Source organism: Roseobacter sp. FCG-D35, from assembly GCF_033436665.1.
Classification (GTDB): Bacteria; Pseudomonadota; Alphaproteobacteria; order Rhodobacterales; family Rhodobacteraceae; genus JAWQFO01.
In genome coordinates this window covers 149,605-169,812 of record NZ_JAWQFO010000002.1, presented here as the reverse complement: position 1 = coordinate 169,812, position 20,208 = coordinate 149,605, and the positions used below count along the sequence as shown (strand labels likewise).

25 protein-coding genes are annotated in these 20,208 nt (G+C 67.2%); 15 read left to right on the top strand and 10 right to left on the bottom strand.

From position 1 onward, the window contains the following. The first annotated feature begins 145 nt into the window (after positions 1-145). Entirely contained in the window at positions 146-1,117 is a 972-nt protein-coding gene (locus tag R5H30_RS04935; protein ID WP_318326943.1) for a threonine-phosphate decarboxylase, read from the top strand. After that, on the top strand, positions 1,114-2,022 hold the full coding sequence (gene cbiB, locus R5H30_RS04930) for an adenosylcobinamide-phosphate synthase CbiB (protein WP_318326942.1): 909 nt from the start codon (positions 1,114-1,116) through the stop codon (positions 2,020-2,022). The genes R5H30_RS04935 and cbiB overlap by 4 nt, the downstream gene beginning before the upstream one ends. 140 nt (positions 2,023-2,162) lie before the next feature. On the opposite strand, the gene smc is transcribed toward cbiB, so the two are convergent. The 7 genes from smc to R5H30_RS04895 all read right to left on the bottom strand — a co-directional run bounded on the left by smc (position 2,163) and on the right by R5H30_RS04895 (position 8,910). Next, the gene (gene smc, locus R5H30_RS04925; protein ID WP_318326941.1) at positions 2,163-5,618 is read right to left on the bottom strand and encodes a chromosome segregation protein SMC; all 3,456 of its coding nucleotides are present in this window, start codon (positions 5,616-5,618) and stop codon (positions 2,163-2,165) included. A gap of 128 nt (positions 5,619-5,746) precedes the next feature. Then, positions 5,747-6,109 (bottom strand): hypothetical protein, encoded by a 363-nt coding sequence (locus R5H30_RS04920; protein ID WP_318326940.1) that lies wholly within the window; start codon positions 6,107-6,109, stop codon positions 5,747-5,749. A gap of 163 nt (positions 6,110-6,272) precedes the next feature. Beyond that, entirely contained in the window at positions 6,273-6,842 is a 570-nt protein-coding gene (locus R5H30_RS04915) for a F0F1 ATP synthase subunit B (RefSeq protein WP_318326939.1), read from the bottom strand. Positions 6,843-6,847: 5 nt separating this feature from the next. Next, positions 6,848-7,414, bottom strand: a complete 567-nt coding sequence (locus R5H30_RS04910) for a F0F1 ATP synthase subunit B' (protein ID WP_318326938.1) — start codon at positions 7,412-7,414, stop codon at positions 6,848-6,850. Positions 7,415-7,499: 85 nt separating this feature from the next. After that, positions 7,500-7,724: a F0F1 ATP synthase subunit C gene (locus R5H30_RS04905; RefSeq protein WP_318326937.1), complete on the bottom strand. Its 225-nt coding sequence runs from the start codon at positions 7,722-7,724 to the stop codon at positions 7,500-7,502. 62 nt (positions 7,725-7,786) lie between these two features. Then, entirely contained in the window at positions 7,787-8,542 is a 756-nt protein-coding gene (locus R5H30_RS04900) for a F0F1 ATP synthase subunit A (protein ID WP_318326936.1), read from the bottom strand. 29 nt (positions 8,543-8,571) lie between these two features. After that, the gene (locus R5H30_RS04895; RefSeq protein ID WP_318326935.1) at positions 8,572-8,910 is read right to left on the bottom strand and encodes an AtpZ/AtpI family protein; all 339 of its coding nucleotides are present in this window, start codon (positions 8,908-8,910) and stop codon (positions 8,572-8,574) included. A gap of 497 nt (positions 8,911-9,407) precedes the next feature. Between R5H30_RS04895 and R5H30_RS04890 the strand changes: the two genes are divergently transcribed. Then, the gene (locus R5H30_RS04890; protein WP_318326934.1) at positions 9,408-9,749 is read left to right on the top strand and encodes an ArsR/SmtB family transcription factor; all 342 of its coding nucleotides are present in this window, start codon (positions 9,408-9,410) and stop codon (positions 9,747-9,749) included. Between the two features lie 344 nt (positions 9,750-10,093). On the opposite strand, the gene R5H30_RS04885 is transcribed toward R5H30_RS04890, so the two are convergent. Together R5H30_RS04885 and R5H30_RS04880 are read right to left on the bottom strand one after the other, a co-directional pair. Next, positions 10,094-10,996 (bottom strand): DMT family transporter, encoded by a 903-nt coding sequence (locus R5H30_RS04885; RefSeq protein ID WP_318326933.1) that lies wholly within the window; start codon positions 10,994-10,996, stop codon positions 10,094-10,096. Next, positions 10,993-11,871: a LysR family transcriptional regulator gene (locus tag R5H30_RS04880; protein ID WP_318326932.1), complete on the bottom strand. Its 879-nt coding sequence runs from the start codon at positions 11,869-11,871 to the stop codon at positions 10,993-10,995. The genes R5H30_RS04885 and R5H30_RS04880 overlap by 4 nt, the downstream gene beginning before the upstream one ends. A gap of 115 nt (positions 11,872-11,986) precedes the next feature. Here R5H30_RS04880 and R5H30_RS04875 point away from each other — a divergent pair, with 115 nt between their 5' ends. Beyond that, the gene (locus R5H30_RS04875) at positions 11,987-12,568 is read left to right on the top strand and encodes an FMN-dependent NADH-azoreductase (protein ID WP_318326931.1); all 582 of its coding nucleotides are present in this window, start codon (positions 11,987-11,989) and stop codon (positions 12,566-12,568) included. A gap of 194 nt (positions 12,569-12,762) precedes the next feature. Here R5H30_RS04875 and R5H30_RS04870 read toward each other — a convergent pair whose 3' ends face one another. Beyond that, positions 12,763-13,311: a hypothetical protein gene (locus R5H30_RS04870; protein ID WP_318326930.1), complete on the bottom strand. Its 549-nt coding sequence runs from the start codon at positions 13,309-13,311 to the stop codon at positions 12,763-12,765. Between the two features lie 144 nt (positions 13,312-13,455). Here R5H30_RS04870 and R5H30_RS04865 point away from each other — a divergent pair, with 144 nt between their 5' ends. The 11 genes from R5H30_RS04865 (at position 13,456) to trmD (ending at position 20,028) form a co-directional block, all read left to right on the top strand. Next, positions 13,456-13,686, top strand: coding sequence for a hypothetical protein (locus R5H30_RS04865; RefSeq protein ID WP_318326929.1), 231 nt, complete (start codon positions 13,456-13,458; stop codon positions 13,684-13,686). 224 nt (positions 13,687-13,910) lie between these two features. Continuing rightward, entirely contained in the window at positions 13,911-15,410 is a 1,500-nt protein-coding gene (ffh, locus tag R5H30_RS04860) for a signal recognition particle protein (protein WP_318326928.1), read from the top strand. After that, positions 15,407-15,934: a GNAT family N-acetyltransferase gene (locus tag R5H30_RS04855; RefSeq protein WP_318326927.1), complete on the top strand. Its 528-nt coding sequence runs from the start codon at positions 15,407-15,409 to the stop codon at positions 15,932-15,934. The genes ffh and R5H30_RS04855 overlap by 4 nt, the downstream gene beginning before the upstream one ends. Beyond that, entirely contained in the window at positions 15,931-16,479 is a 549-nt protein-coding gene (locus tag R5H30_RS04850) for a GNAT family N-acetyltransferase (protein WP_318326926.1), read from the top strand. Before R5H30_RS04855 ends, R5H30_RS04850 begins: the two co-directional genes overlap by 4 nt. Further along, a complete protein-coding gene (locus R5H30_RS04845) occupies positions 16,476-17,063 on the top strand; it encodes a GNAT family N-acetyltransferase (RefSeq protein ID WP_318326924.1) in 588 nt (195 codons plus the stop codon). Before R5H30_RS04850 ends, R5H30_RS04845 begins: the two co-directional genes overlap by 4 nt. Continuing rightward, positions 17,060-17,665, top strand: a complete 606-nt coding sequence (locus tag R5H30_RS04840) for a GNAT family N-acetyltransferase (protein WP_318326923.1) — start codon at positions 17,060-17,062, stop codon at positions 17,663-17,665. Before R5H30_RS04845 ends, R5H30_RS04840 begins: the two co-directional genes overlap by 4 nt. A gap of 54 nt (positions 17,666-17,719) precedes the next feature. Next, the gene (locus tag R5H30_RS04835) at positions 17,720-18,019 is read left to right on the top strand and encodes a chorismate mutase (protein ID WP_318326922.1); all 300 of its coding nucleotides are present in this window, start codon (positions 17,720-17,722) and stop codon (positions 18,017-18,019) included. Between the two features lie 58 nt (positions 18,020-18,077). Continuing rightward, positions 18,078-18,464: a 30S ribosomal protein S16 gene (gene rpsP, locus R5H30_RS04830; RefSeq protein WP_318326921.1), complete on the top strand. Its 387-nt coding sequence runs from the start codon at positions 18,078-18,080 to the stop codon at positions 18,462-18,464. A gap of 95 nt (positions 18,465-18,559) precedes the next feature. Continuing rightward, positions 18,560-18,703: a hypothetical protein gene (locus R5H30_RS04825; protein ID WP_318326920.1), complete on the top strand. Its 144-nt coding sequence runs from the start codon at positions 18,560-18,562 to the stop codon at positions 18,701-18,703. Next, positions 18,700-19,206, top strand: a complete 507-nt coding sequence (rimM, locus tag R5H30_RS04820) for a ribosome maturation factor RimM (RefSeq protein ID WP_318326918.1) — start codon at positions 18,700-18,702, stop codon at positions 19,204-19,206. The genes R5H30_RS04825 and rimM overlap by 4 nt, the downstream gene beginning before the upstream one ends. A 3-nt stretch (positions 19,207-19,209) precedes the next feature. Beyond that, on the top strand, positions 19,210-20,028 hold the full coding sequence (gene trmD / locus R5H30_RS04815) for a tRNA (guanosine(37)-N1)-methyltransferase TrmD (RefSeq protein ID WP_318326916.1): 819 nt from the start codon (positions 19,210-19,212) through the stop codon (positions 20,026-20,028). The last annotated feature ends 180 nt before the right edge of the window (positions 20,029-20,208 follow it).

Here is a 20,208-nt window from a genome sequence, read left to right as displayed (position 1 = left end):
TCACACGCCGACGTCCTTTCGTTTGGACGGTTTGCCCACCATTTTTCGGCCCATAACTTTAATAAGTGCTTAAAAATTCCGGGTTCCGGTTAAGATCGTCGTTGCACTGGCGCAGGGACCGACGCTATCCGAAAGCCGGCCTGCGATGTGCCAGACAGGACGGAACGTGAAGCTGAATCCCCCCCAGCGCGACCACGGAGGCGGTCTCGATGCCGCGATCGCCGTGCATGGCGGAACACGGGCAGACTGGGTCGACCTTTCCACCGGCATCAATCCCGAGCCCTACCCGGCCCCGACCCTGCCTCCAGACGCCTGGACCGCGCTACCGGATGCCGAAGCGCTCGACCGCCTGCTGCGCGCCGCGCGGCGGCACTGGTCGGTCCCCGACACCGCCGCGGTGCTCGCGGCACCGGGCGCTTCGCTGATCATCGCGCAGGTGCCGCACTTGTGGCCGGTGGGCCGCGTGTCGATCCCAGGTCCCACCTACAACGAGCATGCTGCCGCCTTCGATGCCGCCCGCTGGCAGGTCGTACGGTCCGGGCCGAGCGACGCGCAGGTGATCGTGCATCCGAACAACCCCGATGGCCGGATCTGGACCCTCCCCGACCTCAAGGCGCGGTTCTGCATCGTCGACGAAAGCTTCTGCGACGTGCTGCCCGGCGCGACGATGATGCCGGCGGCGAGCCGCGGCGGGCTGCTGATCCTCAAGAGCTTCGGCAAGTTCTGGGGGCTTGCCGGTCTGCGCCTCGGTTTCGCCATCGGCGATACGCAACTGATCGCGTTGCTCGCAGAACGGATCGGCCCCTGGGCAGTTTCGGGTCCGGCCTTGCATATCGGCGCGGCCGCACTCGAAGACGCGGACTGGAATGCCCGGACCCGTGCCCGGCTTGTCCGCGACGCGACCCGGCTCGACGGGTTGATGACGCGGGCCGGGGCCAGGCTGCATGGCGGTACGACGCTGTTCCGGCTTTACGATGTCGACGATGCGCAGAGCTGGCAGGCGCGGCTTGCCGAGAATCACATCTGGTCGCGGGTCTTTCCCTACTCCACCCGCTGGCTGCGCCTCGGGTTGCCGCCGGCCGGGGCCTGGCCGCGATTGGAGGCCGCGCTGGGATGAGCACGGCGGCGATGCTGGCCTGTGCGCTCGCCCTCGACGCGCTGCTGGGCGAACCGAAATGGCTCTGGTCGCGCCTGCCACACCCCGCTGTCCTTCTGGGACGCGCGGTCGGGGCGCTGGACCGGGCGCTGAACCGTGGCAGCCTGAGGCGTACGAAAGGCCTCGCCACCCTTGTCCTCCTCGTCGTCAGCGCCTGGATCACCGGGAGCCTGGTTTCAGCCTTGGGGCCCTGGGCCGTGGTGCCCGCCGCCGCGATCCTGCTGGCACAGAGATCGCTGGTCGAGCATGTCGCGGCCGTGGCCGACGGGCTGCGGATGTCACTGATCGAGGGCCGGCGCGCCGTAGCCCGCATCGTCAGCCGCGACACCGGCGGGATGGAGGAGCCGCAGGTCGCGCGGTCGGCCATCGAAAGCGCGGCCGAGAACCTGTCGGACGGGGTGATCGCCCCGGCCTTCTGGTTCCTTGTCGGCGGCCTGCCCGCAATGCTGGTCTACAAGGCCGTGAACACCGCCGACAGCATGATCGGCTACCGGACGCCGCGCCATGCGGATTTCGGATGGGCCGCGGCGCGGTTCGACGACCTCATGAACCTCGCCCCGGCGCGACTGACGGCGATGCTGGTGGTTTTGGTCGGGCGCGTGTCCGACCGGCACGGCATCCGCGCCGACGCGGCGCGCCACAAGTCGCCCAATGCAGGCTGGCCCGAAGCCGCATTCGCCCGAGCGCTCGGGATCGCCCTGGCCGGTCCGCGGGCCTATGACGGGCATATGCGAGACTTTCCGTTTGTGAACCCGGACGGGCGGCTCGACATCGGGCCGTCGGACATCGACGCCGCCGTGCGCCTGTTGTGGACAACGTGGGGCGCCGCGCTGGCGATCCCGGTCGGTATCGCACTGCTGACCTGAAGGGATCGCGGGCGAAATGTTTACCGCGTGTTAGGGCCGGCCCGCTAGAGTGTCCGGCGAAACGGTCATTCAGGTTTCACCACTGGCCCCGCGAGCGTGCTCTGCGGGGTTTTTCTTTGCCTCCGAACCGCCTCGCGTTCTCAGGCGACAAGCGTCTCCGCGCGCTTGAGATCGACCGAGACAAGCTGGCTCACGCCTTGTTCGGCCATGGTCACCCCGAAGAGCCTGTCCATGCGCGACATGGTCACCGCATGGTGGGTGATGATCAGGAAGCGGGTCTCGGTCTGCCGGCACATCTCGTCCAGAAGATCGCAGAACCGCGTCACGTTGGCGTCGTCGAGCGGTGCGTCGACCTCGTCGAGCACGCAGATCGGCGCAGGGTTGGCAAGGAAGACCGCAAAGATCAGCGCCAGCGCCGTCAGGGTCTGCTCACCCCCCGAGAGCAGCGACAGCGTCGCCAGCTTCTTGCCCGGCGGCTGGCACATGATCTCGAGCCCCGCCTCGAGCGGATCGTCGCTTTCGACCATCACGAGGTTGGCCTCGCCGCCGCCGAAGAGATGCTTGAACAGCATCGAGAAATTCGAATTTACCTGTTCGAAGGCGGTCAGAAGGCGCTCGCGCCCTTCCCGGTTCAGTCCGGCGATGCCGTTGCGCAGGGTGCGGATCGCTTCCTCGAGGTCGGCCTTCTCGCGGGTCAGCGTGTCGTGTTCGTCCTGAACCTCGCGCGCATCTTCCTCGGCGCGCAGGTTCACGGCCCCCAGCGCGTCGCGCTGGCGCTTGAGCCTGTTCACGTCGGCTTCGAGCTGGTCGGCCCCGGGCATCTGGTCGGGCAAGGCGTCGAGCCGTGCCAGAAGCTGGTTCGGCGTGACCTGGCTGTCCTCGGCAATTCGCTCTGCCGCCGCGGCGACGGATTCCTGGGCCGCGTCGCGCCGCGCCTCGGCCCGCGCCCGCGCCTCGCGCGCCTCGGAGGCGAGGCGTTCGGCATCGCGTTCGGCCACGGTGGCCTCGCGCAGGCCGGCCTCGCCTTCGGACAAGGCGCCGGAGGCCTTGGCCTTGCGGGATTCGGCCTTGGCGATCCCGTCGTTCAGTTCAGCGCGTTGCGCCGCGATTTCGCCCGGTACGGCCTGCGCCTCTTCAAGCTCGGTCTCCGAAGCCTGCTTGCGCTCGACCAGTTCAGCGGTGCGCTTCTCGGCAGTCTCGAGCCGGTGCCGCCAGCCGCTGATCTCCTTGGTCACCTCCTGCGCACGCTTGGTCCGGGCCTCGCCCTCGCGCCGCATTTCGTCATGGGCGGAGCGGCGCGACATCATCGTGATCCGTGCCGCCTCGACCGTCATGCGCAGGTCGTCCATCCCCGCGCGCGCCTCGTCGAGGTTGCCCAGATCGGCGAGGACGCGTTCTGCCTCGAGCACGCGACCGCGTGCGCCCATGGCCTCGTCCTCGTGCCGCTTGACCGCCAGCCCCATCTCGGTGAGGCGACCCTCGGCAAGTGTTCGGTCGGCCTCGGCCCGGCTCAGCGCGCGCCCGGCCTCGGCGACCTGCCGGTCCGCCGCGCGCCGCGCCTCGCGCGCCGCCGTGTCGGCCTTGGCGCGCTCTGCCAGCATTTCCTTCAGGGTTTCGTGCGCGCCCTTGGCGCCCAGTGCTTTCTGCGTCGCCAGTTCCAGAGACTGCTTCAACTCTTCGAGGCGGTTGAGCTGTTGCAGCCGCAGCGCCGCCGCCGAGGGCGCATCTTCGGCCCCAGCGCGGAACCCGTCCCAGCGCCAGAGATCGCCTTCGACCGAGACCAGCCGTTGGCCCGGCAGAAGCCGGTCCTGCAGGCGCGCACCGTCTTCCTGCGAAACCAGCCCGATCTGGCCGATGCGTCGTGCCAGAACGTCCGGGACGCTCATGACCTCCGACAGCGGGTTCACGCCCTCGGGCAGCGGTTGCGGGCTGTCATAACCGGCGAGAGCCACCCAGCCGGAGGCCGCCTGCGCGTCCACGCGCGGCGCGCGCAGGTCGTCGGCCAGTGCCGCGCCGAGCGCCTTCTCGTACCCAGGGGCCACAGAAAGCAAATCGAGGATCTGGCCGTTTTCGGCGGTGTCGCGCTGCACCAGCTTGGCCAGTGCCGCTGCCTCCGCGCGCAACGCGTTGGCCTCTCCCTCGGCCTCAGACAGATGCGCGCGCGCATCCGCTTCTCGGCCCTGCGTTTCGGCCAGCGCCTCGTCGGCGGCGATCAGCGCGGCTTCGGCGTTTTCGGCCGCGGTCACCGCTGCGGCTTCGGCCGCCTGCGCCGCCTGGAAATCCGCCCCTGCCTTGTCGAGCGCTGCCTGACTGGCCTCGACGGCACCGCGGGCCTTCGACGCACCCTGTTCCGCCGTTGCCTGCGACTTGCGGCTGTCCTCCAGCAGGCGCCGCGCGGACCCGTGCCGCGCGGCAAGCCGGGCGACATCCTCGGTCTTTTCCGCAAGATCGTTCTCGCGCGCCTGCAGGACGGCCGCCGCCTCGTGCGCGGCCTCCGCCGCTTCGGCAAGGCGCTCGTCATGGCCTTCGGCCGCCCTGGCAAGTTCCCGGCCTTCCCACTCCAGCCGCTCGATGGTCTCGCCGGCATCACGGTTCAGGCCGCCTTCGCGCTCGATGTCGCGGGCAAGCTGCGCGATGCGCCCGTCGAGAGTCCGGATCAGCGCCTCGGCCCGCGCCTCCTGGTCGGCGAGCGTGTCGCGCTGCACGGTGAGCCTCTGCAGGACCGCGGCTGCCACCGCGTCCTCCTCGCGCAGGGCCGGCAGCGCGGCCTCGGCGGTCTCGCGCGCCTTGACCGCATGGCGCACGGCAAGCTCGGCCTGGGCCGCTGCCGAAACCTTTTCGCGCAGGTCGTCCTCGGCCCGCGCCCGTGCCTCGTCCGCCTCGCGCCAGCGCCGGTAGAGCAGCATACCCTCGGCGCGCCGCAGGTCCGCACCGATCTCTCGGTAGCGCGCGGCGGCACGGGCCTGCCGCGCAAGCTGCGCCAGCTGGTTGGCCAATTGTTCGATCACGTCGTCGACGCGCAGCAGGTTGGCCTCGGCCGATTTCAGCTTCAGCTCGGCCTCGTGACGGCGCTGGTAGAGTCCCGAGATCCCGGCGGCTTCCTCGAGGATGCGCCGGCGGTTCTTGGGCTTGGCGTTGATCAGCTCCGAGATCTGGCCCTGCCGGACCAGCGCAGGGCTGTGCGCCCCCGTCGACGCATCGGCAAAGAGCATCTGCACGTCGCGCGCACGCACGTCCTTGGCGCCGACCTTGTAGGCCGAGCCGGCGTCGCGCGTGATCCGGCGCACGATCTCGAGGTGGTCGCTGTCGTTGAACCCAGCAGGCGCGAGACGTTCGGAGTTGTCGAGATGCAGCGAGACTTCGGCGAAGTTGCGCGCCGGGCGGCTCGAGGCCCCGGCGAAGATCACGTCCTCCATACCGTCGCCACGCATCGCCGTCGGACGGTTCTCGCCCATTACCCAGCGCAACGCCTCGAGCAGGTTCGACTTGCCGCAGCCGTTCGGTCCGACCACGCCGGTCAGCCCGTCCGCGATGACAAGATCGGTCGGGTCCACGAAGCTCTTGAAGCCGGTCAGTCTGAGTTTCGAAAAGCGCAAGGCGTCCGCGATCCTGCTGATTCAAGGTCTGCCAAGACTGCGCCCGGAAGCCAAAGGTGTCAATCTTCGCCTACCACAGGCTGCGGAAGTCCGCAGGTTATCCACAAGATATTGACACGAACCTCTGCTCAGCCCACCGGAACGCACTCGTAGTCGAGGTAGGTTCCCGACAGGTCGTCATCGGGAAAACCGGCCAGGGGAACGCATTCGTAGGTCCCGCCGGGCGCCAGCCGGGAGGCCGGCGGAGGGCCGTCGCCGCAGTCGAGCAACCCGGTCGCCACGGCCTGATCGCCGCGCACCTCCGTCACCGTGCAGCCCGACACCTGGCGCATAGCCAGCCCTGCCTCGTCCGCCAGCGGTCCGAACCGCGGCGCATAGCGCGTATTGACGCGCACCGCCTCGGCGAGGCGGCCGTTCACGCGCACGTCGAAAACCGCGCCTTTGGTTGTCACGCGCGTGGCCTCGACGCCTTCGAAATGCGGACCCGGCATTGAGCAGGCGCAGACGACCGTGGAAAGAACGAGAATGCGGCACATGGCGCAAGCCTGTGTGTGCCAAGGTTAACAGCCGGTAAGCAGAGCCGGTGATTCAGCCCGGCCAACGAAAAAGCCCCGGACACGGCCGGGGCTTTCAGGGCTGTCTGACCTGCGCCGCTCAGTGCAGCTTGGTCTCGACCTGCGCAATCGAGTCGTCGATGAGCTTGTTGGCGTCGCTCGCCGTCATCTGCTTGGCGATGACCTCACGTGCAGCCGCCACGGCGACCGTGATCGCCTGGTCGCGCACTTCGCGCACCGCGGCGCTGCGCGCGCTGGCAATCTGCTCGTCAGCGGCGGCCATGCGCCGCTCAAGCGATTTGGCAAGATCGGCCTGGGCCTGCTCGGCGGCGACTTCCGCCTCTTCGCGCGCATGGGCGACAATGCGGTCGGCCTGGTCCTGAACCTCTTTCTGCTTGCGCTCGTAGCTCGCCAGCAGGCTCTGGGCCTCCTCGCGCAGCGACCGCGCCTCCTCGAGTTCCGAGCGGATGCCGTCGGCACGCTTGTCGAGCATGCTGCCGACCATGCCCGGCACCTTGAAGTAGACCAGCACCCCGATGAAAACGAGGAAGGCCAGCAGCACCACGAAATCGGTGTTTTGCAGCGAAAAGAACGGACCCGTCGCCGCCGCCGCCGGACCGGCAAGACCCAATGCGGCAACGGTGCCGAGGGTAAAGCGTGTCAGTGCCATGCTCGTCATCCTTTCAGCCGCGCGGCCACGGCCGCCTCAACGGCTTTCTCGTCGGCCTTGCCGCCGAGAACAGCAACGATCTCCTTGGCAGCGTCGTTGGCCACTTCCTGGACCGATTCCAGCGCCCCGGCGCGAATCTCAGCGATGGCTTTTTCCGATTCCGCGGTTTTCGCCGCGATCTCGGCGTCGGCCTTGGCGATCGCAGCGTCGAGATCGGCCTGGATGTCCTCCTTGGCTTTGGCGACGATGCCATGCGCCTCGGTGCGGGCATCGGCCAGCGCCTTGTCGTAGGCGGCTTCCGCCTCTTTCGCCTTTGCCTTGAGATCCTCGGCCGCGGCGATGTCGTTTGTGATCGTGCCCTGACGCTCGGCCAGGACGGCGCCGATACGCGGCAGAGCCACGCGCGACAGGATCAGGTAGAGGACGACAAGGGCAATGACCAACCAGAAGATCTGGTTGCCCCAGGTCGAGAAGTCGAGCTGCGGCATGCCCGCGCTCTGCTCGGTGGCCGAGTGCGCCGCGACGCCCGTCGCGTCGGCGAGCCCGTCACCTTGTGTCGTTTCAGTTGCCATCCCGGCGTCTCCTTGGAAACCTTGCCCCTCGGTGGGACGGATGCCGTGCACCCGCCCCGTCGTAAGGAATGTCGTTCCGCGAAGCTTAGACGGCGAACATCAGCAGCAGGGCAACCAGGAACGCGAAGATGCCCAGGGCTTCCGCGAAGGCGATGCCGATGAAGAGCGTCGCGGTCTGGCTGGCTGCAGCCGAGGGGTTGCGCAGGGCGCCTGCGAGGTAGTTGCCGGCCACGTTGCCGACCCCGATGGCCGCTGCGCCGGAACCGATTGCCGCCAGACCGGCGCCGATGTGTGCGAGATCGCCTTCCATGTGAATTCTCCTTACGATTGGAAGTTGAGCATTGGATTGCCGCGTGTCGCCACGCGCGCGTGTCAGTGATGCGGGTGAAGCGCGTCCTTGAGGTAGACGCAGGTCAGGATCGTGAAGACGTAGGCCTGGATGAACGAAACCAGAACCTCGAGCCCGTACATCGCCGTGATCGCCAGGATCGAGACCGGCGAGATGACGGCGATCGCCGCGAAGCCGGCGAAGACCTTGATCACCGCGTGACCGGCCATGACGTTGCCGGCAAGACGGATCGAGTGGCTGACCGGCCGCACGAAATACGAGATCAGCTCGATGATCGCGAGCACGGGCCGCAGCGCCAGCGGCGCGGAGGTCACCCAGAACAGACCGAGGAACTCGGTGCCGTTCTTGACGAAACCCAGTACCGTCACGGTCAGGAAGACAGCGAGCGCCAGCACCACGGTGACGGCAAAGTGCGAGGTCGGCGTAAAGGCCGTCGGGATCAGCCCGAGGAAGTTCGCCATCACGATGAACATGAAGAGCGTCATCACGTAAGGAAAGTACTTCACACCTTCCTTGCCGCAGATGTCTTCGAGCATCTTGTAGATGAACCCATAGGCCAGTTCGGCCACCGATTGCGTGCGCCCCGGCACCATGGCGCGCTTCGAGGCACCCCAGACCAGCAGCAGGAAGGTGGCGAGAACGGCCAGGGCCATCCAAACGGTGGCGTTGGTGATCGTGTACCAGGCCACCGGTCCGTCGCCGAAGAACGGCTTCACGATGAACTGGTCCATCGGGTGGAACACCAGCCCGCCTGCGTCTTCGCCCTGTGCTGTCGCCATCTCCGGCTCCCCTTGCATGGCCCCGCGGGTCACTCCCCGCGCGCCGCGACATCCTGTTCGGCCTCTTCGGCCAATTTCTTCTCCTGAACCTCCTGGGCGGAGCGAAGCATTGTCTTCACCCCGGCCGCGAGGCCCAGCATCGTGAACAGCACCATGAAAACGGGCAGTGTCCCGAAAAGAACGTCCAGCCCGTATCCGATGCCGAAACCGATCCCCAGACCGGCCACGAGTTCGATCACCATCCGCCAGGCCAGCTGGGCCTGTGAATAGTGCTCATCCGCGCGCGGTTTCGGTCCCTGCGCCTTTCGGGCGGCGGCGATCCGGCTCTCGAGCTGCTGAAGACGCTGCTGGCTGTCTGGATCGGGCACGCAAATTCCCCGCGGAATGGCTGGGCATGTGCTACTCAGACCGCCCCGGCGAGTCAACCGCGATCGCGGGGCGGGACGGATCGCGGCAAACCTTTGAAACAACTGATTTTTCCGGAACAGATCAATGGACCGATCTGAGCCCGCTTACCGGGCGCGTCCGCCCCGACGGCCCCTGCGCATATTCAATGGTTTTGTTGAATGATGGCTGACGGGCCGTGTCCGCGCGGCAAACTCGGAACATCGCACACTCCCGTCACACGGCCATAACAGCCCACTCGCCATCCGGCACGACTTGGGATAAAGGCTTTGATAGGTTAATGATGATTGCGTTGATCTTATGCCGACGCTGCTGTGGAGATTTCGCCTCAAAAGAAAAGCACGGCGGCAGAGCACAATAGTTTTCACGCACTATCCCGACACCGAAATCCGGCAAGGCGCGACCCTCTCAAGGGCCAAATCTCGCTTTCGCCGACCCGCGCCTCGCGCTACAGGACATCATGCCAGACGCGCTCGATCAGATTTTCGCCGCGCTTGCGGACCCGACCAGGCGTGCAATCCTCGGCATGCTGCTCGAGGACGACATGGCCGTGACGGATGTGGCCGAGCCCTTCGACATGTCTCTGGCGGCGATCTCGCGGCATCTGATGGTGCTGACAGCGGCCGGGCTGGTCAGCCAGGAAAAGCGCGGCCGCGTCAAATGGTGCCGGCTCGAACCCGACGCGATGCGCACCGCATCCGTCTGGATGCAAGGCTTCGGCCAGTTCGAGCCGATCAATCTCGATGCGTTCGAGCGATTTCTCGCCCGGGAACTCCCCGAGCCGCCCGGTGACGATCCCTGAGGCGCGTCAGAAGGCTAGGCTGATGATCGCAAGCACCACGACGATCAAGCCGATGATGTAGATGATATTGTTCATGAATTCATCCCCGATGTCTCGTTCGCGGCGAGGGTCAGTTCAGCCCAAGCAGGCTGAGAACGGCCAGGATGACCACGATGAGACCGATGATGTAGATGATGCTGCGCATTGCGGGGTCCTTTTCACTTCAGTATCGCCTAAACCCCGCCGCTCACGAAATTGTTCCCTCGACCAATCGCGAGATCCGCAGCCTCTCTGGTTTAGAAATATCCCGGGGGAGGCGCGGCACCGCCGCGACGGGGGCAGAGCCCCCACCTTGTCGCGCCGTCTCAACCTGTTGCGCGCACGGGGGACTCCTCGTCGCGCACCAGCAGCAGAAGCGCCGCGACGGTCAGCGCCACGCCGAGAAACACCACCGGTGCGGGTGCGCCGTGTCCCAGCAGGATCTCCCACAGGATCACCCAGCTCGGCGTTAGGTAGGTGTAGGCCATGACCTTCGCGGACGGCAGGCGCAGCGTCGCGAACTGCAGCAGCACGAAGGTCGCGGCGGAGGCAAAGACCGAAACGTAGAAGATAGTGACCCAGACGATCGCAGGCAGCGCCCCCCAGTCGGTGGCGCGAATCTCTCGCCACCCGAACAGCGTCAGCAGCAGCCCGCCTGCGATCAGCATGCCGAAGGTAAAGACCAAGGGCGCCTCGCCCCGGTTCAGGCGCCGCACCATGGGCGTATAGGCGGCATGGCTGACACAGCCTAGGAAATAGATCGCCTCGCCGCGCCCAACCTCGAATGCGCGCAGCGCCTGCCAGTCGGCGCGGAAGATCACCCACAGCGCCCCGGCCCCGCCGATAGCCAGTGCCGCGGCCATGCGCGGCGTGGTCACCTGCCGCAGGATCAGCCAGCCGAAACCGGCGGCGAGGACCGGCGTCAGAGTGAACACGGCCGCAGCACTCACCGGCGGCGCTGTTTTCAACCCCTCGAACATCAGCAAGAAGTAGAAAGCGAAGAGCCCGCCCAGAACCACGAAGCGCCACGGCGCCCTGAACGCGGTCCGCGGCAGCCCGGTCGTGGCCAGTGCGGCAGCGCCGATCACCGCGGCGGCGATCCAGAACCGCACGGCGTTCAGCGCCGCCGGCGCGATCTCATTGGCGGCGAGCGCCCCGAGCGAGAACGATCCCGCCACCAGCGCCGAAAAGGCCAGCATCGCCGCGTGGCCCTGGTGCGAGGGCGTCATGACACGCGGTCTTTCACCGATGCCTTCAGAAAGCTCAGAAACGCCTGCACCTTTGTCGTGCGATGCAGATCGACATGCGTGACCAGCCACAGCGGCGAGGACCATTCCGGCCGCGGCGCCATGACCTGCACAAGGTCCGGAAGGGTCTCGGCCTCTTCGACCGCCAGGAACCCCAAGCCCGCCCCGGCATGGATCGCCTCGGTCATCGCCCGCGGGTCGCTGCTTCGGAACGTGATCGCCTCGGCCGGCACCTGGTCGCGCAGCCACTTGGCGAAGGGCGCGCGGCTCTCGGCGGAATCCGCGCTGACGAACCGGTGCGCCGAAAGGTCGTCGACTCCGCCGGGCCGGCCATGGCGTGCGACGTAAGACTCCGCACCGTAAAGCGCGATCTGCTGTTCGCAGAACGGCTGTACGACGTTGTCGGGCTGGTCGGGCGCGTTGCCCGCCCGGATCGCCACATGCGCCTCGCCATATTCCAGCCGGAACAGCCGGTCACCGGTGAGGTAGCGCACGATGACCTCGGGATGCGCCTGCTGGAAGGCTGCCAGCACCGGCACGATCTGCGGCGCGAAGCTGACCAGCGAGGTGACGACGAGTTCTCCGGAGACATCGGTCCCGCGCCCGCGGATGCGGCTGGCAAGCTGGCTGAACTGGTCGTCGGTGGCCTGCGCCACGCGCAAAAGGTCCTGCCCGGCCTCGGTCGCCGTGTAGCCGCGCGCATGCCGCTGGAAGAGCTTGACGCCCAGCTGCCCCTCGAGCGCGTCGATGTGCCGGATCACCGTGGCATGATGCACACCGAGAACCTCAGCGGCGCCGCTGACTGTGCCCATGCGCGCCACCTGGAAGGCGGTCCTGATCTCGTCCCAGTTCTCCATAAGGCCTCCTGTCGCTGGTGTGCGCGGATTCACAGATCATGTTGAATCTGGCAAATTGCGTTCGTCAGAGCAACTGCCAAATCTGCACTCCATGCCACGCAGAAAGGACATCTCCATGACATCGACCGTACTTCACATCGACGCCTCCGCCCGGGCCGAGGGCTCGGTTTCGCGCCGGCTCAGCGCCGAGGTCGCGGCGCGCTTTCCCGGGGCAGAAATCCTGCGGCGCGATCTTGCCGGCGGCCTTCCGGTTCTCGACGCCGCCTGGATCGGGGCGAACGTAACGCCCGCGAACGGACGCACCCCGTCGCAGCGCGAGGCGCTGGCGCTGTCGGACGAACTTGTCTCGGAACTGGAGCGCGCGGACGTGGTGGTGATCGGCCTGCCGATCTACAACTTCGGCATCCCGGCTGCGCTCAAGACCTGGGTCGACCTCGTCGCCCGTGCCGGGGTCACCTTCCGCTACACCGAGAACGGCCCCGAGGGGCTTTTGACCGGCAAGCGCGCCATCGTCGTGCTGGCCTCCGGCGGCACCGAGGTCGGTTCGGACATCGACTTTGCCTCGGGCTACCTGCGGCACTTCCTCGGATTTCTCGGCATCACGGCTGTCGAGATCATTGCCGCCGACCGGCTTGCCGTCGATGCCGACGCCTCGGTCGGGCAGGCCCATCGCCGCATCGAGGCGCTTGCCGCCTGACACGGGCCCTGCCACGGGAGGCAAGGCAAAAAAGCGCCGCGATCCCGATGGACCGCGGCGCATGCTCTCCCGCCTTCGTTGTTGCTTTTGGCGCCTCCGGGATCTTTCGCCATCTCGGGCCGTCCCGGTTATCCGTGAGTGGTGTGGCGCGCCTGTCCTGCCTTCGCTTGTTCTTGTTGTCGTTGCTCCGTCCCTCAGCCGACCCTTTTGCGCAGGTCGGCTTCGGCGTCTTCGTCACTCAGCCCTTCGGCCTCTGCATGGGCCTGGACGGCGGCCCACCACCGCTGCGGGCTGGTGCGCCGCTCCTCGGCGCCGTCTTCGGCGTCGAGCACCGTCTGCAGCGCCCGCCGGCACAGGTCACCGAGGCTTTGCGCCAGCAGCCCGGGGTCGGGGCTGACACCGTCAAGGCCCGCGTCGTGGGCTTCGGCAAATTCCCTGCGGCGGTCCGGAAGCCGGTCGCGCGGGGCGTTCTCGAGCAACGTGAGGTTGATAGAGCGACCGAAGATCCAGGCTTCGAGCATCTTGAAATGCACCCAGTCGCAGCGCCCCGCCCAGTCCGGATCGTCGACCGCACGGTCCAGCAGGCGCGACACGATCCAGGGAAATCCGACCTGCGGCAGCCGCGCTCCGGATGTGGATGTGCCGACGAAGCGGCGCGATCCGCCCTGCCCCTGCAGGTCGATAAGGAAGACGAGCGGCTCTTTCGGGTCGACGTCATTGGTGGTGACTGTGGCGTAGTGCATGGCCCGCTCCGCTGCATTGCGTGATGTATTGCGTTCCGTTACACGCCGCAGATGGGAGGACGCATTGCGCTTTGCAATGCGCATTGCGTTACGCAAGGGTATGACGTAGGGTCACGGCTTGGATTTATTGCCGGAGAGTTCCGAATGCCGCTGCCCAACCTGACGATGCGTACCGCCGAGGACCATCACGAGCTGATGCGCCGGGTGAACCAGCGCCTGCGCGACGATCCGGCCTTCGTGCAGGTCCTGTCGGAGCTCGTGGACGACCCGCGGCGCACGGATTTCATCCCGCGCGAGGAGATCGAAAGCCGCTTCGACAATCTCGAGGAGTCCGTCCGGCACATCCAGTTCCGGCTGTCCAAAATCGGTCTCTGAGCGCCCGCGCTTGACTCAGGTGGCCCCGGGGCGTATGCGCCGGAACAAATCTCCGGAAGCACCAGCCTTCCGGTCCCTGGCCCATTTCAGGGATCGCCCTCCACCAGCGCGTTGCGCCCGTGGGGGCGAAACTGCATTGCACCGGGCCGCGGTGTTTGAGTTGTCCTGCGGGAGCCCTTACATCAGGGGCGTTCCGCAACCGAGAAAAAGGGGGCCCTGAGCCCATGTTCGAAAGCCTGTCAGACCGCCTTTCCGGCGTCTTCGACCGCCTGACCAAGCAGGGCGCCCTTTCCGAAGAGGACGTCAAGACCGCGCTGCGCGAGGTCCGCGTCGCCCTGCTCGAAGCAGACGTGTCGCTGCCGGTGGCCCGCGACTTCGTGAAGACCGTTCAGGACAAGGCGACCGGACAGGCCGTCACCAAGTCGGTCACGCCTGGCCAGCAGGTCGTCAAGATCGTGCACGACGCGCTGGTCGACGTGCTGACCGGCGAAGGCGAGCCGGGATCGCTCAAGATCGACAACCCGCCCGCGCCGATTCTGATGGTCGGCCTGCAGGGCGGCGGCAAGACCACGACGACCGCGAAGCTCGCCAAGCGCCTCAAGGAGCGCGACGGCAAGAAGGTGCTGATGGCCTCGCTCGACGTTCAGCGCCCCGCTGCAATGGAACAGCTTGCCATCCTCGGCACCCAGATCGGTGTCGACACATTGCCCATCGTCAAGGGCGAGAACCCGGTCGCCATCGCCAAGCGCGCCAGGACCCAGGCGTCGATGGGCGGCTATGACGTCTACATGCTCGACACCGCCGGTCGCCTCTCGATCGACGAGGAGTTGATGGCGCAGGTCGAGGCGGTGCGCGACGTGTCGAACCCGCGCGAGACGCTGCTGGTCGTTGACGGTCTGACCGGCCAGGACGCGGTGCACACGGCCCAGAACTTCGACGAGCGCATCGGGATCTCCGGCGTCGTGCTGACCCGGATGGACGGCGACGGGCGCGGCGGGGCAGCCTTGTCTATGCGTGCTGTCACCGGCAAGCCGATCAAGTTCGTCGGTCTGGGCGAGAAGATGGACGCGCTCGAGACCTTCGAGCCGGATCGCATCGCCGGTCGCATCCTGGGCATGGGCGACATCGTGGCGCTGGTCGAGAAAGCCCAGCAGACGCTCGAGGCCGAACAGGCCGAGCGGATGATGAAGCGTTTCCAGAAGGGTCAGTTCAACATGAACGACCTTCGGATGCAGCTCGAGCAGATGATCAAGATGGGCGGTATGCAGGGCATGATGGGCATGATGCCCGGCATGGGAAAGATGGCCAAGCAGGTCGAACAGGCGGGCTTTGACGACAAGATCCTCAAGCAGCAGATCGCCCTGATCCAGTCGATGACCAAGAAGGAACGCGCCAACCCGCAGATCCTCCAGGCCTCCCGCAAGAAGCGCATCGCGGCCGGCTCGGGCATGGAAGTCTCCGAGCTCAACAAGCTTCTCAAGATGCACCGGCAGATGTCGGACATGATGAAGAAGATGGGCAAGATGGGCAAAGGCGGCATGATGAAACAGGCCATGAAGGGCATGTTCGGCAAGGGCGGCATGGACCCCAGCCAGATGGACCCCAAGCAGATCGAAGCGGCCGCCAAGCAGCTTGGCGGCAAGATGCCGGGCGGCATGCCCGGTCTGGGCGGCGGCGGCATGGCCCTGCCCCCGGGCCTTTCGGGCTTCGGCAAGAAGAAGTGACACGTCCCGGCGCGGATATCCCGGTCCTAGAGACCGAGCGCCTGCGCCTGCGCGCGCCCCGGCTTTCGGATTTCGAACGCTGGGCGGAGTTCTTTGCGTCCGAGCGATCCGTGCACGAGCGCGGGATGCGCCCCCGGGCCGAGGCCTGGCGCACCTGGACGTCCGACGTGGCGCTCTGGACCCTGCGCGGCTACGGCCCCTTCGGTGTCGAGGATCGCGCGACGGGCGCCTATCTCGGCGAAGTCGGGATCTACCACCCCGACCACTACCCCGAGCCGGAACTGGGTTGGTTCGTCGTTCCCGAGGCCGAGGGCAAGGGCTTCGCCGCCGAGGCTGCGCGTGCGGTGATGGATTGGACCCGGAAAGACCTTGGCTGGACACGCCTCATCAACATCATCGAACCCGCAAACGACCGCTCGATCGCCCTTGGCCTGCGGCTCGGCGGGCGGATCGACTCCGAGGCGCGGGGCGAGGATCCCGGCGACGTTGTGATCGTGCACGACCTCGCGGTGGTGCCGGCATGATCGCCGTTCTCGCCGATACCCCGGTTCTCGAGACCGACCGCCTGATCCTGCGCGCGCCGCGGTTCGAGGACTATGCCGTCTTCGAGCCGTTCTTCCTGTCGCGCCGGTCCGAATTCATCGGCGCCTGGCCGGACCCGACGCCGGGCAAGGCCTGGCGGTCGTTCTGCCATGTCGCCGGGATGTGGGCGCTGAAAGGCGTCGGCTCGTTCGTCTATTGCGACAGGCAAAGCGGCGCGCCACTGGGACACTCGGGACCCTGGGTGCCGCCCGAATGGCCGGAGAACGAGATCGGCTGGACGGTCTGGTCCGAGGCCGCCGAGGGCAAGGGATATGCTTTCGAGGCCGCCAGTGCCGCACGGGCCTACGCCTACGATACGCTCGGCTGGACGACCGCCGTCAGCTACATCGACCCGGACAATGCACGTTCCATCGCACTGGCCGAACGGCTCGGATGCCGCGTCGACGCGTCTGCCAACGCCCCGGACAGCGGTTTGGGCAAGACACCGCTGGTCTATCGCCACCCTGCGCCGGAGGCAGTGGCATGAGCGATTGGACGACGCCCCTGCCCTGCGAGACCCCCGCACAAGGACCGGCGCTGCACCTTGCGGCCCGGGTCGCGGGCGAGATCCCGGAGATCTGGACCGAGCGCCTGCTGCTCTGCGCCCCACGCATCGGGGATTTCCCGGACTATGCCGAGATCGTCTGCGGGCCGCGCGGCAAGCACTTCGGGTCCGTCAGCCGCGACGAGGCCTGGCTCGACTTCGCCCAGATGGTCGCGGGCTGGGTGCTGCGCGGGCACGGGCTCTGGACGGTGACGCTGCGCGCGGATGCAAGCCGCAAGGGCTTCGTGCTGCTGGGCTTCGAACCCGAGGATCGCGAACCGGAACTGGGCTACATGCTCTGCGACGGCGCCGAGGGCGAAGGCTATGCCACCGAAGCCGCGGCGGCAGTGCGCGACCATGCCGCGCGCGCCTATGGCTGGACGACGCTGGTCAGCTACGTCGCGCGCGACAACCACCGCTCGGCCGCCGTGGCCGAACGGCTCGGGGCCGTGCTCGATCCCGACGCCCTGCCCGACGACGACGAGACGCTGGTCTACCGCCACGACCTCACCCGGAGGGCGGCATGAGCGGCAGCGACATCCCCGTGATCGAGACGGCGCGCCTTGTGCTGCGCGGACCGGAACCCGAGGACTATCCCGACTTCAAGGCCACGTTCACAAGCTACCGCGCCCGCTTCATGGGCGGGCCGCTGAACCAATACGAGGCCTGGATGCTCTATGCCGCCGAGATCGGCCACTGGCAGATCCGCGGATACGGCATGTGGATGATCCACGACCGCGAGACCGACCGCACCTACGGCATGGCGGGCGGCTGGAAACCGGCGAAATGGCCCGAGAGGGAAATCGCCTGGGTTATCTGGCCTGAGGTCACCGGCCGCGGCATCGCGCTCGAGGCGACACACGCAGCGCGGCGCTACTATTACGAACAGCAGGGCTGGGACGCGGCGGTCAGCTACATCGATCCCAAAAACCTCGACAGCATCCGCCTGGCCGAACGGCTCGGCGCGGTCAAGGATCCTCGCGCCGACAGCGTCGACGGCAGCGACGTGGTCTATCGCCATCCCGGACCCGGCGCGCTGCGCGACACGCAGCTTGCGCACGGGATCGAGATGGAGATCGGCCACTACGCCGATCCGATGTTCCGACCGGAGGGCTGGGCCGTTGACTGAACCGATGCGCGGCATTGCCGCTTTCCGCACCAAAGACTGCACTGGAGACTGCCCATGACACAGGACGTCACGACCCGCGCCGCCGCGCTGCTGAGCGAGCACCGCTCCAGCATCGACCGGCTTGACGCGATCCTCGTCTACACGCTGGGCGAACGCTTCAAGCACACACAGGCCGTGGGGAAACTCAAGGCCGAACACGACCTTCCCCCGTCCGACCCGGCGCGCGAAGCGCAGCAGGTCGCACGGCTCGAAGACCTGGCGACCGAGGCCGATCTCGACCCCGAATTCGCCAAGGCTTTCCTGGCCTTCATCATCCGGGAAGTCATCAACCATCACGAGAAACACAAGCAATGACCAGACCCCGGGGACCGGCACGGTCCGGCCCCGACAGCCATTCAAAGGAGAGACCCACATGGCCATGAAGATCAGACTCGCCCGCGGCGGTTCCAAGAAGCGCCCGCATTACGCCATCGTCGCCGCCGACAGCCGCATGCCGCGCGACGGCCGCTTCATCGAGAAGCTCGGCACCTACAACCCGCTGCTGCCGAAAGACAGCGAGGACCGGGTGAAGATCGACATCGAGCGCGTCCAGCACTGGATCGGCCAGGGCGCCCAGCCGACCGACCGTGTGGCCCGCATGCTTGAGGCCGCCGGCCTGCGCGAGAAGTCCGAGCGCGACAACCCCAAGAAAGGCGCACCGGGCAAAAAGGCGCAGGAGCGTGCCGAGGCGAAAGCCGCCAAGGCCGCCGAAGCCGAGGCCCCCGCCGACGCGCCGGCCGAGGACGCCGCTGCCGAGTAAGGCCCGGCCCGCCGCGCGCCATCGCGCGGCCATCATCCCGGCGCGGCTCTTTCCGGGGCCGCGCCGTTTTTTTCTCGCTATTGGGGGCTTGCAAGATGTTCCGGCCGATCCGCACGCTCGCCTTGATCGGCATCGCCTTCGTGGCGGGCGTGCTCTATGAACGCGCATCCGACAGCCAGTCCTGCACGGACCGCGGCGGCGAGATGAGCGAAAGGCTCTGCCTTGGAGTGGAAGAATGAACGATGACAAGGTCTGCGTCGGCGCCATCGCAGGCGCCTATGGCGTGCGCGGCGAATTGCGCGTCAAGAGCTTCTGCGCGGTGCCGGAAAATATCGAAAGCTACAGCCCGCTGAGTTCCGAGGACGGCGCGCGCGCATTCCACCTCGCGCTTCTGCGCCCGATCAAGAACGGCTTTGCCGCCCGCATCGCCGAGGTCGCGACCAAGGAAGAGGCCGACGCGCTGAAGGGCGTGCAGCTTTTTGCCTCGCGCGATCAGCTGCCCGACCTGACCGAGGATGAATACTACCACGCCGATCTCATCGGCCTGACGGTTGTCGACACCGGAGGCACTGAATTGGGCCGCGTGAAGGCGGTGCAGAACCACGGCGCGCAGGACATCCTCGAGGTGCAGCTTCCCGGCTCTTCCGAGACCGCGCTGCTGCCCTTTACCCTGGCCATCGTGCCCACCGTCGACATCGCCGGTGGACGTATCGTCGCCGATCCGCCCGAAGGCATCTTCTGAACCATGTCCGAGACGCCCAGATCGCACGGCCGTAAGACCATCCGCGCCTCGCTGAAACCGCGCGAGCTGCTGGAGCCCGCGCCGGAGCTTGCCGGGGTCTGGCAGGCGCGGATCGTCACGCTGTTTCCCGAGGCCTTTCCCGGCGTCCTGGGCCAGAGCCTCACGGGGCGCGCGCTGCAGGACGGGCTGTGGCAGCTCTTTACCCATGACCTGCGTGGCTTCGGCATCGGCCGGCACCGCAACGTCGACGACACGCCCGCCGGCGGCGGCGCCGGGATGGTGATGCGGGCGGATGTCGTGGGGCCGGCGATCGAAGAGGCGCAGGCCCACGCGCGCGGGCGCTGGCCGGTGCTTTACATGTCGCCGCGCGGACGCCGCTTCGACCAGGCTATGGCGCGCGATCTCGCAGCCTGCGACGGGGTCACCATCCTTTGCGGGCGCTTCGAAGGCGTGGATGAACGGGTGCTCGAACACTACGACATCGCCGAGATCTCGCTGGGCGACTACGTGCTGACCGGTGGCGAGATCGCGGCGCAGGCGGTGATCGACGCCACCGTGCGCCTGCTGCCCGGCGTTCTCGGCAATGCCGCCAGCACCGAGGAGGAAAGCCATTCCGGCGGGCTTCTGGAACATCCGCAGTACACGCGACCCGCCGAATGGCAGGGCCGCGAGATTCCCGAAGTCCTGACCTCGGGCAACCACGCCCGGATCGCCGAGTGGCGCCAGCAGATGGCCGAGGCGCTGACCCGGGCGCGGCGGCCGGATCTCTGGCAGGCCCACCTTGCGCGGACACCCGGTCGCACCCCTCAAGACAAGGCTTGATCCGCGCTTCGTTCCTGCCTATACCCCGCCCGTTCGGACTCGCAACGGCGGCTTCGGACCAGTTCGCGTTGACAACACGGGTGCAAGCCTTCTTCGGTCTCCCGGTCACGTGGCGGAACACAACAAGGAACGTCGTTCGACAACTCCCGCGGGGCCTCCGAGGACGCCCCGGCAGAAGAC

Bases quoted from the DNA above. Each gene is read 5' to 3' on its own strand.
- rimM (WP_318326918.1), top strand. From the start codon at position 18,700: ATGAACGATGACAAGGTCTGCGTCGGCGCCATCGCAGGCGCCTATGGC.
- ffh (WP_318326928.1), top strand. From the start codon at position 13,911: ATGTTCGAAAGCCTGTCAGACCGCCTTTCCGGCGTCTTCGACCGCCTG.
- R5H30_RS04870 (WP_318326930.1), bottom strand. From the start codon at position 13,311: ATGCACTACGCCACAGTCACCACCAATGACGTCGACCCGAAAGAGCCG.
- R5H30_RS04920 (WP_318326940.1), bottom strand. From the start codon at position 6,109: ATGCCGGGTCCGCATTTCGAAGGCGTCGAGGCCACGCGCGTGACAACC.
- R5H30_RS04905 (WP_318326937.1), bottom strand. From the start codon at position 7,724: ATGGAAGGCGATCTCGCACACATCGGCGCCGGTCTGGCGGCAATCGGT.
- trmD (WP_318326916.1), top strand. From the start codon at position 19,210: ATGTCCGAGACGCCCAGATCGCACGGCCGTAAGACCATCCGCGCCTCG.
- R5H30_RS04880 (WP_318326932.1), bottom strand. From the start codon at position 11,871: ATGGAGAACTGGGACGAGATCAGGACCGCCTTCCAGGTGGCGCGCATG.
- R5H30_RS04835 (WP_318326922.1), top strand. From the start codon at position 17,720: ATGACACAGGACGTCACGACCCGCGCCGCCGCGCTGCTGAGCGAGCAC.
- rpsP (WP_318326921.1), top strand. From the start codon at position 18,078: ATGGCCATGAAGATCAGACTCGCCCGCGGCGGTTCCAAGAAGCGCCCG.
- R5H30_RS04840 (WP_318326923.1), top strand. From the start codon at position 17,060: ATGAGCGGCAGCGACATCCCCGTGATCGAGACGGCGCGCCTTGTGCTG.
- R5H30_RS04890 (WP_318326934.1), top strand. From the start codon at position 9,408: ATGCCAGACGCGCTCGATCAGATTTTCGCCGCGCTTGCGGACCCGACC.
- R5H30_RS04825 (WP_318326920.1), top strand. From the start codon at position 18,560: ATGTTCCGGCCGATCCGCACGCTCGCCTTGATCGGCATCGCCTTCGTG.
- R5H30_RS04865 (WP_318326929.1), top strand. From the start codon at position 13,456: ATGCCGCTGCCCAACCTGACGATGCGTACCGCCGAGGACCATCACGAG.
- R5H30_RS04885 (WP_318326933.1), bottom strand. From the start codon at position 10,996: ATGACGCCCTCGCACCAGGGCCACGCGGCGATGCTGGCCTTTTCGGCG.
- R5H30_RS04850 (WP_318326926.1), top strand. From the start codon at position 15,931: ATGATCGCCGTTCTCGCCGATACCCCGGTTCTCGAGACCGACCGCCTG.
- R5H30_RS04935 (WP_318326943.1), top strand. From the start codon at position 146: ATGTGCCAGACAGGACGGAACGTGAAGCTGAATCCCCCCCAGCGCGAC.
- R5H30_RS04910 (WP_318326938.1), bottom strand. From the start codon at position 7,414: ATGGCAACTGAAACGACACAAGGTGACGGGCTCGCCGACGCGACGGGC.
- R5H30_RS04900 (WP_318326936.1), bottom strand. From the start codon at position 8,542: ATGGCGACAGCACAGGGCGAAGACGCAGGCGGGCTGGTGTTCCACCCG.
- R5H30_RS04915 (WP_318326939.1), bottom strand. From the start codon at position 6,842: ATGGCACTGACACGCTTTACCCTCGGCACCGTTGCCGCATTGGGTCTT.
- R5H30_RS04875 (WP_318326931.1), top strand. From the start codon at position 11,987: ATGACATCGACCGTACTTCACATCGACGCCTCCGCCCGGGCCGAGGGC.
- R5H30_RS04845 (WP_318326924.1), top strand. From the start codon at position 16,476: ATGAGCGATTGGACGACGCCCCTGCCCTGCGAGACCCCCGCACAAGGA.
- cbiB (WP_318326942.1), top strand. From the start codon at position 1,114: ATGAGCACGGCGGCGATGCTGGCCTGTGCGCTCGCCCTCGACGCGCTG.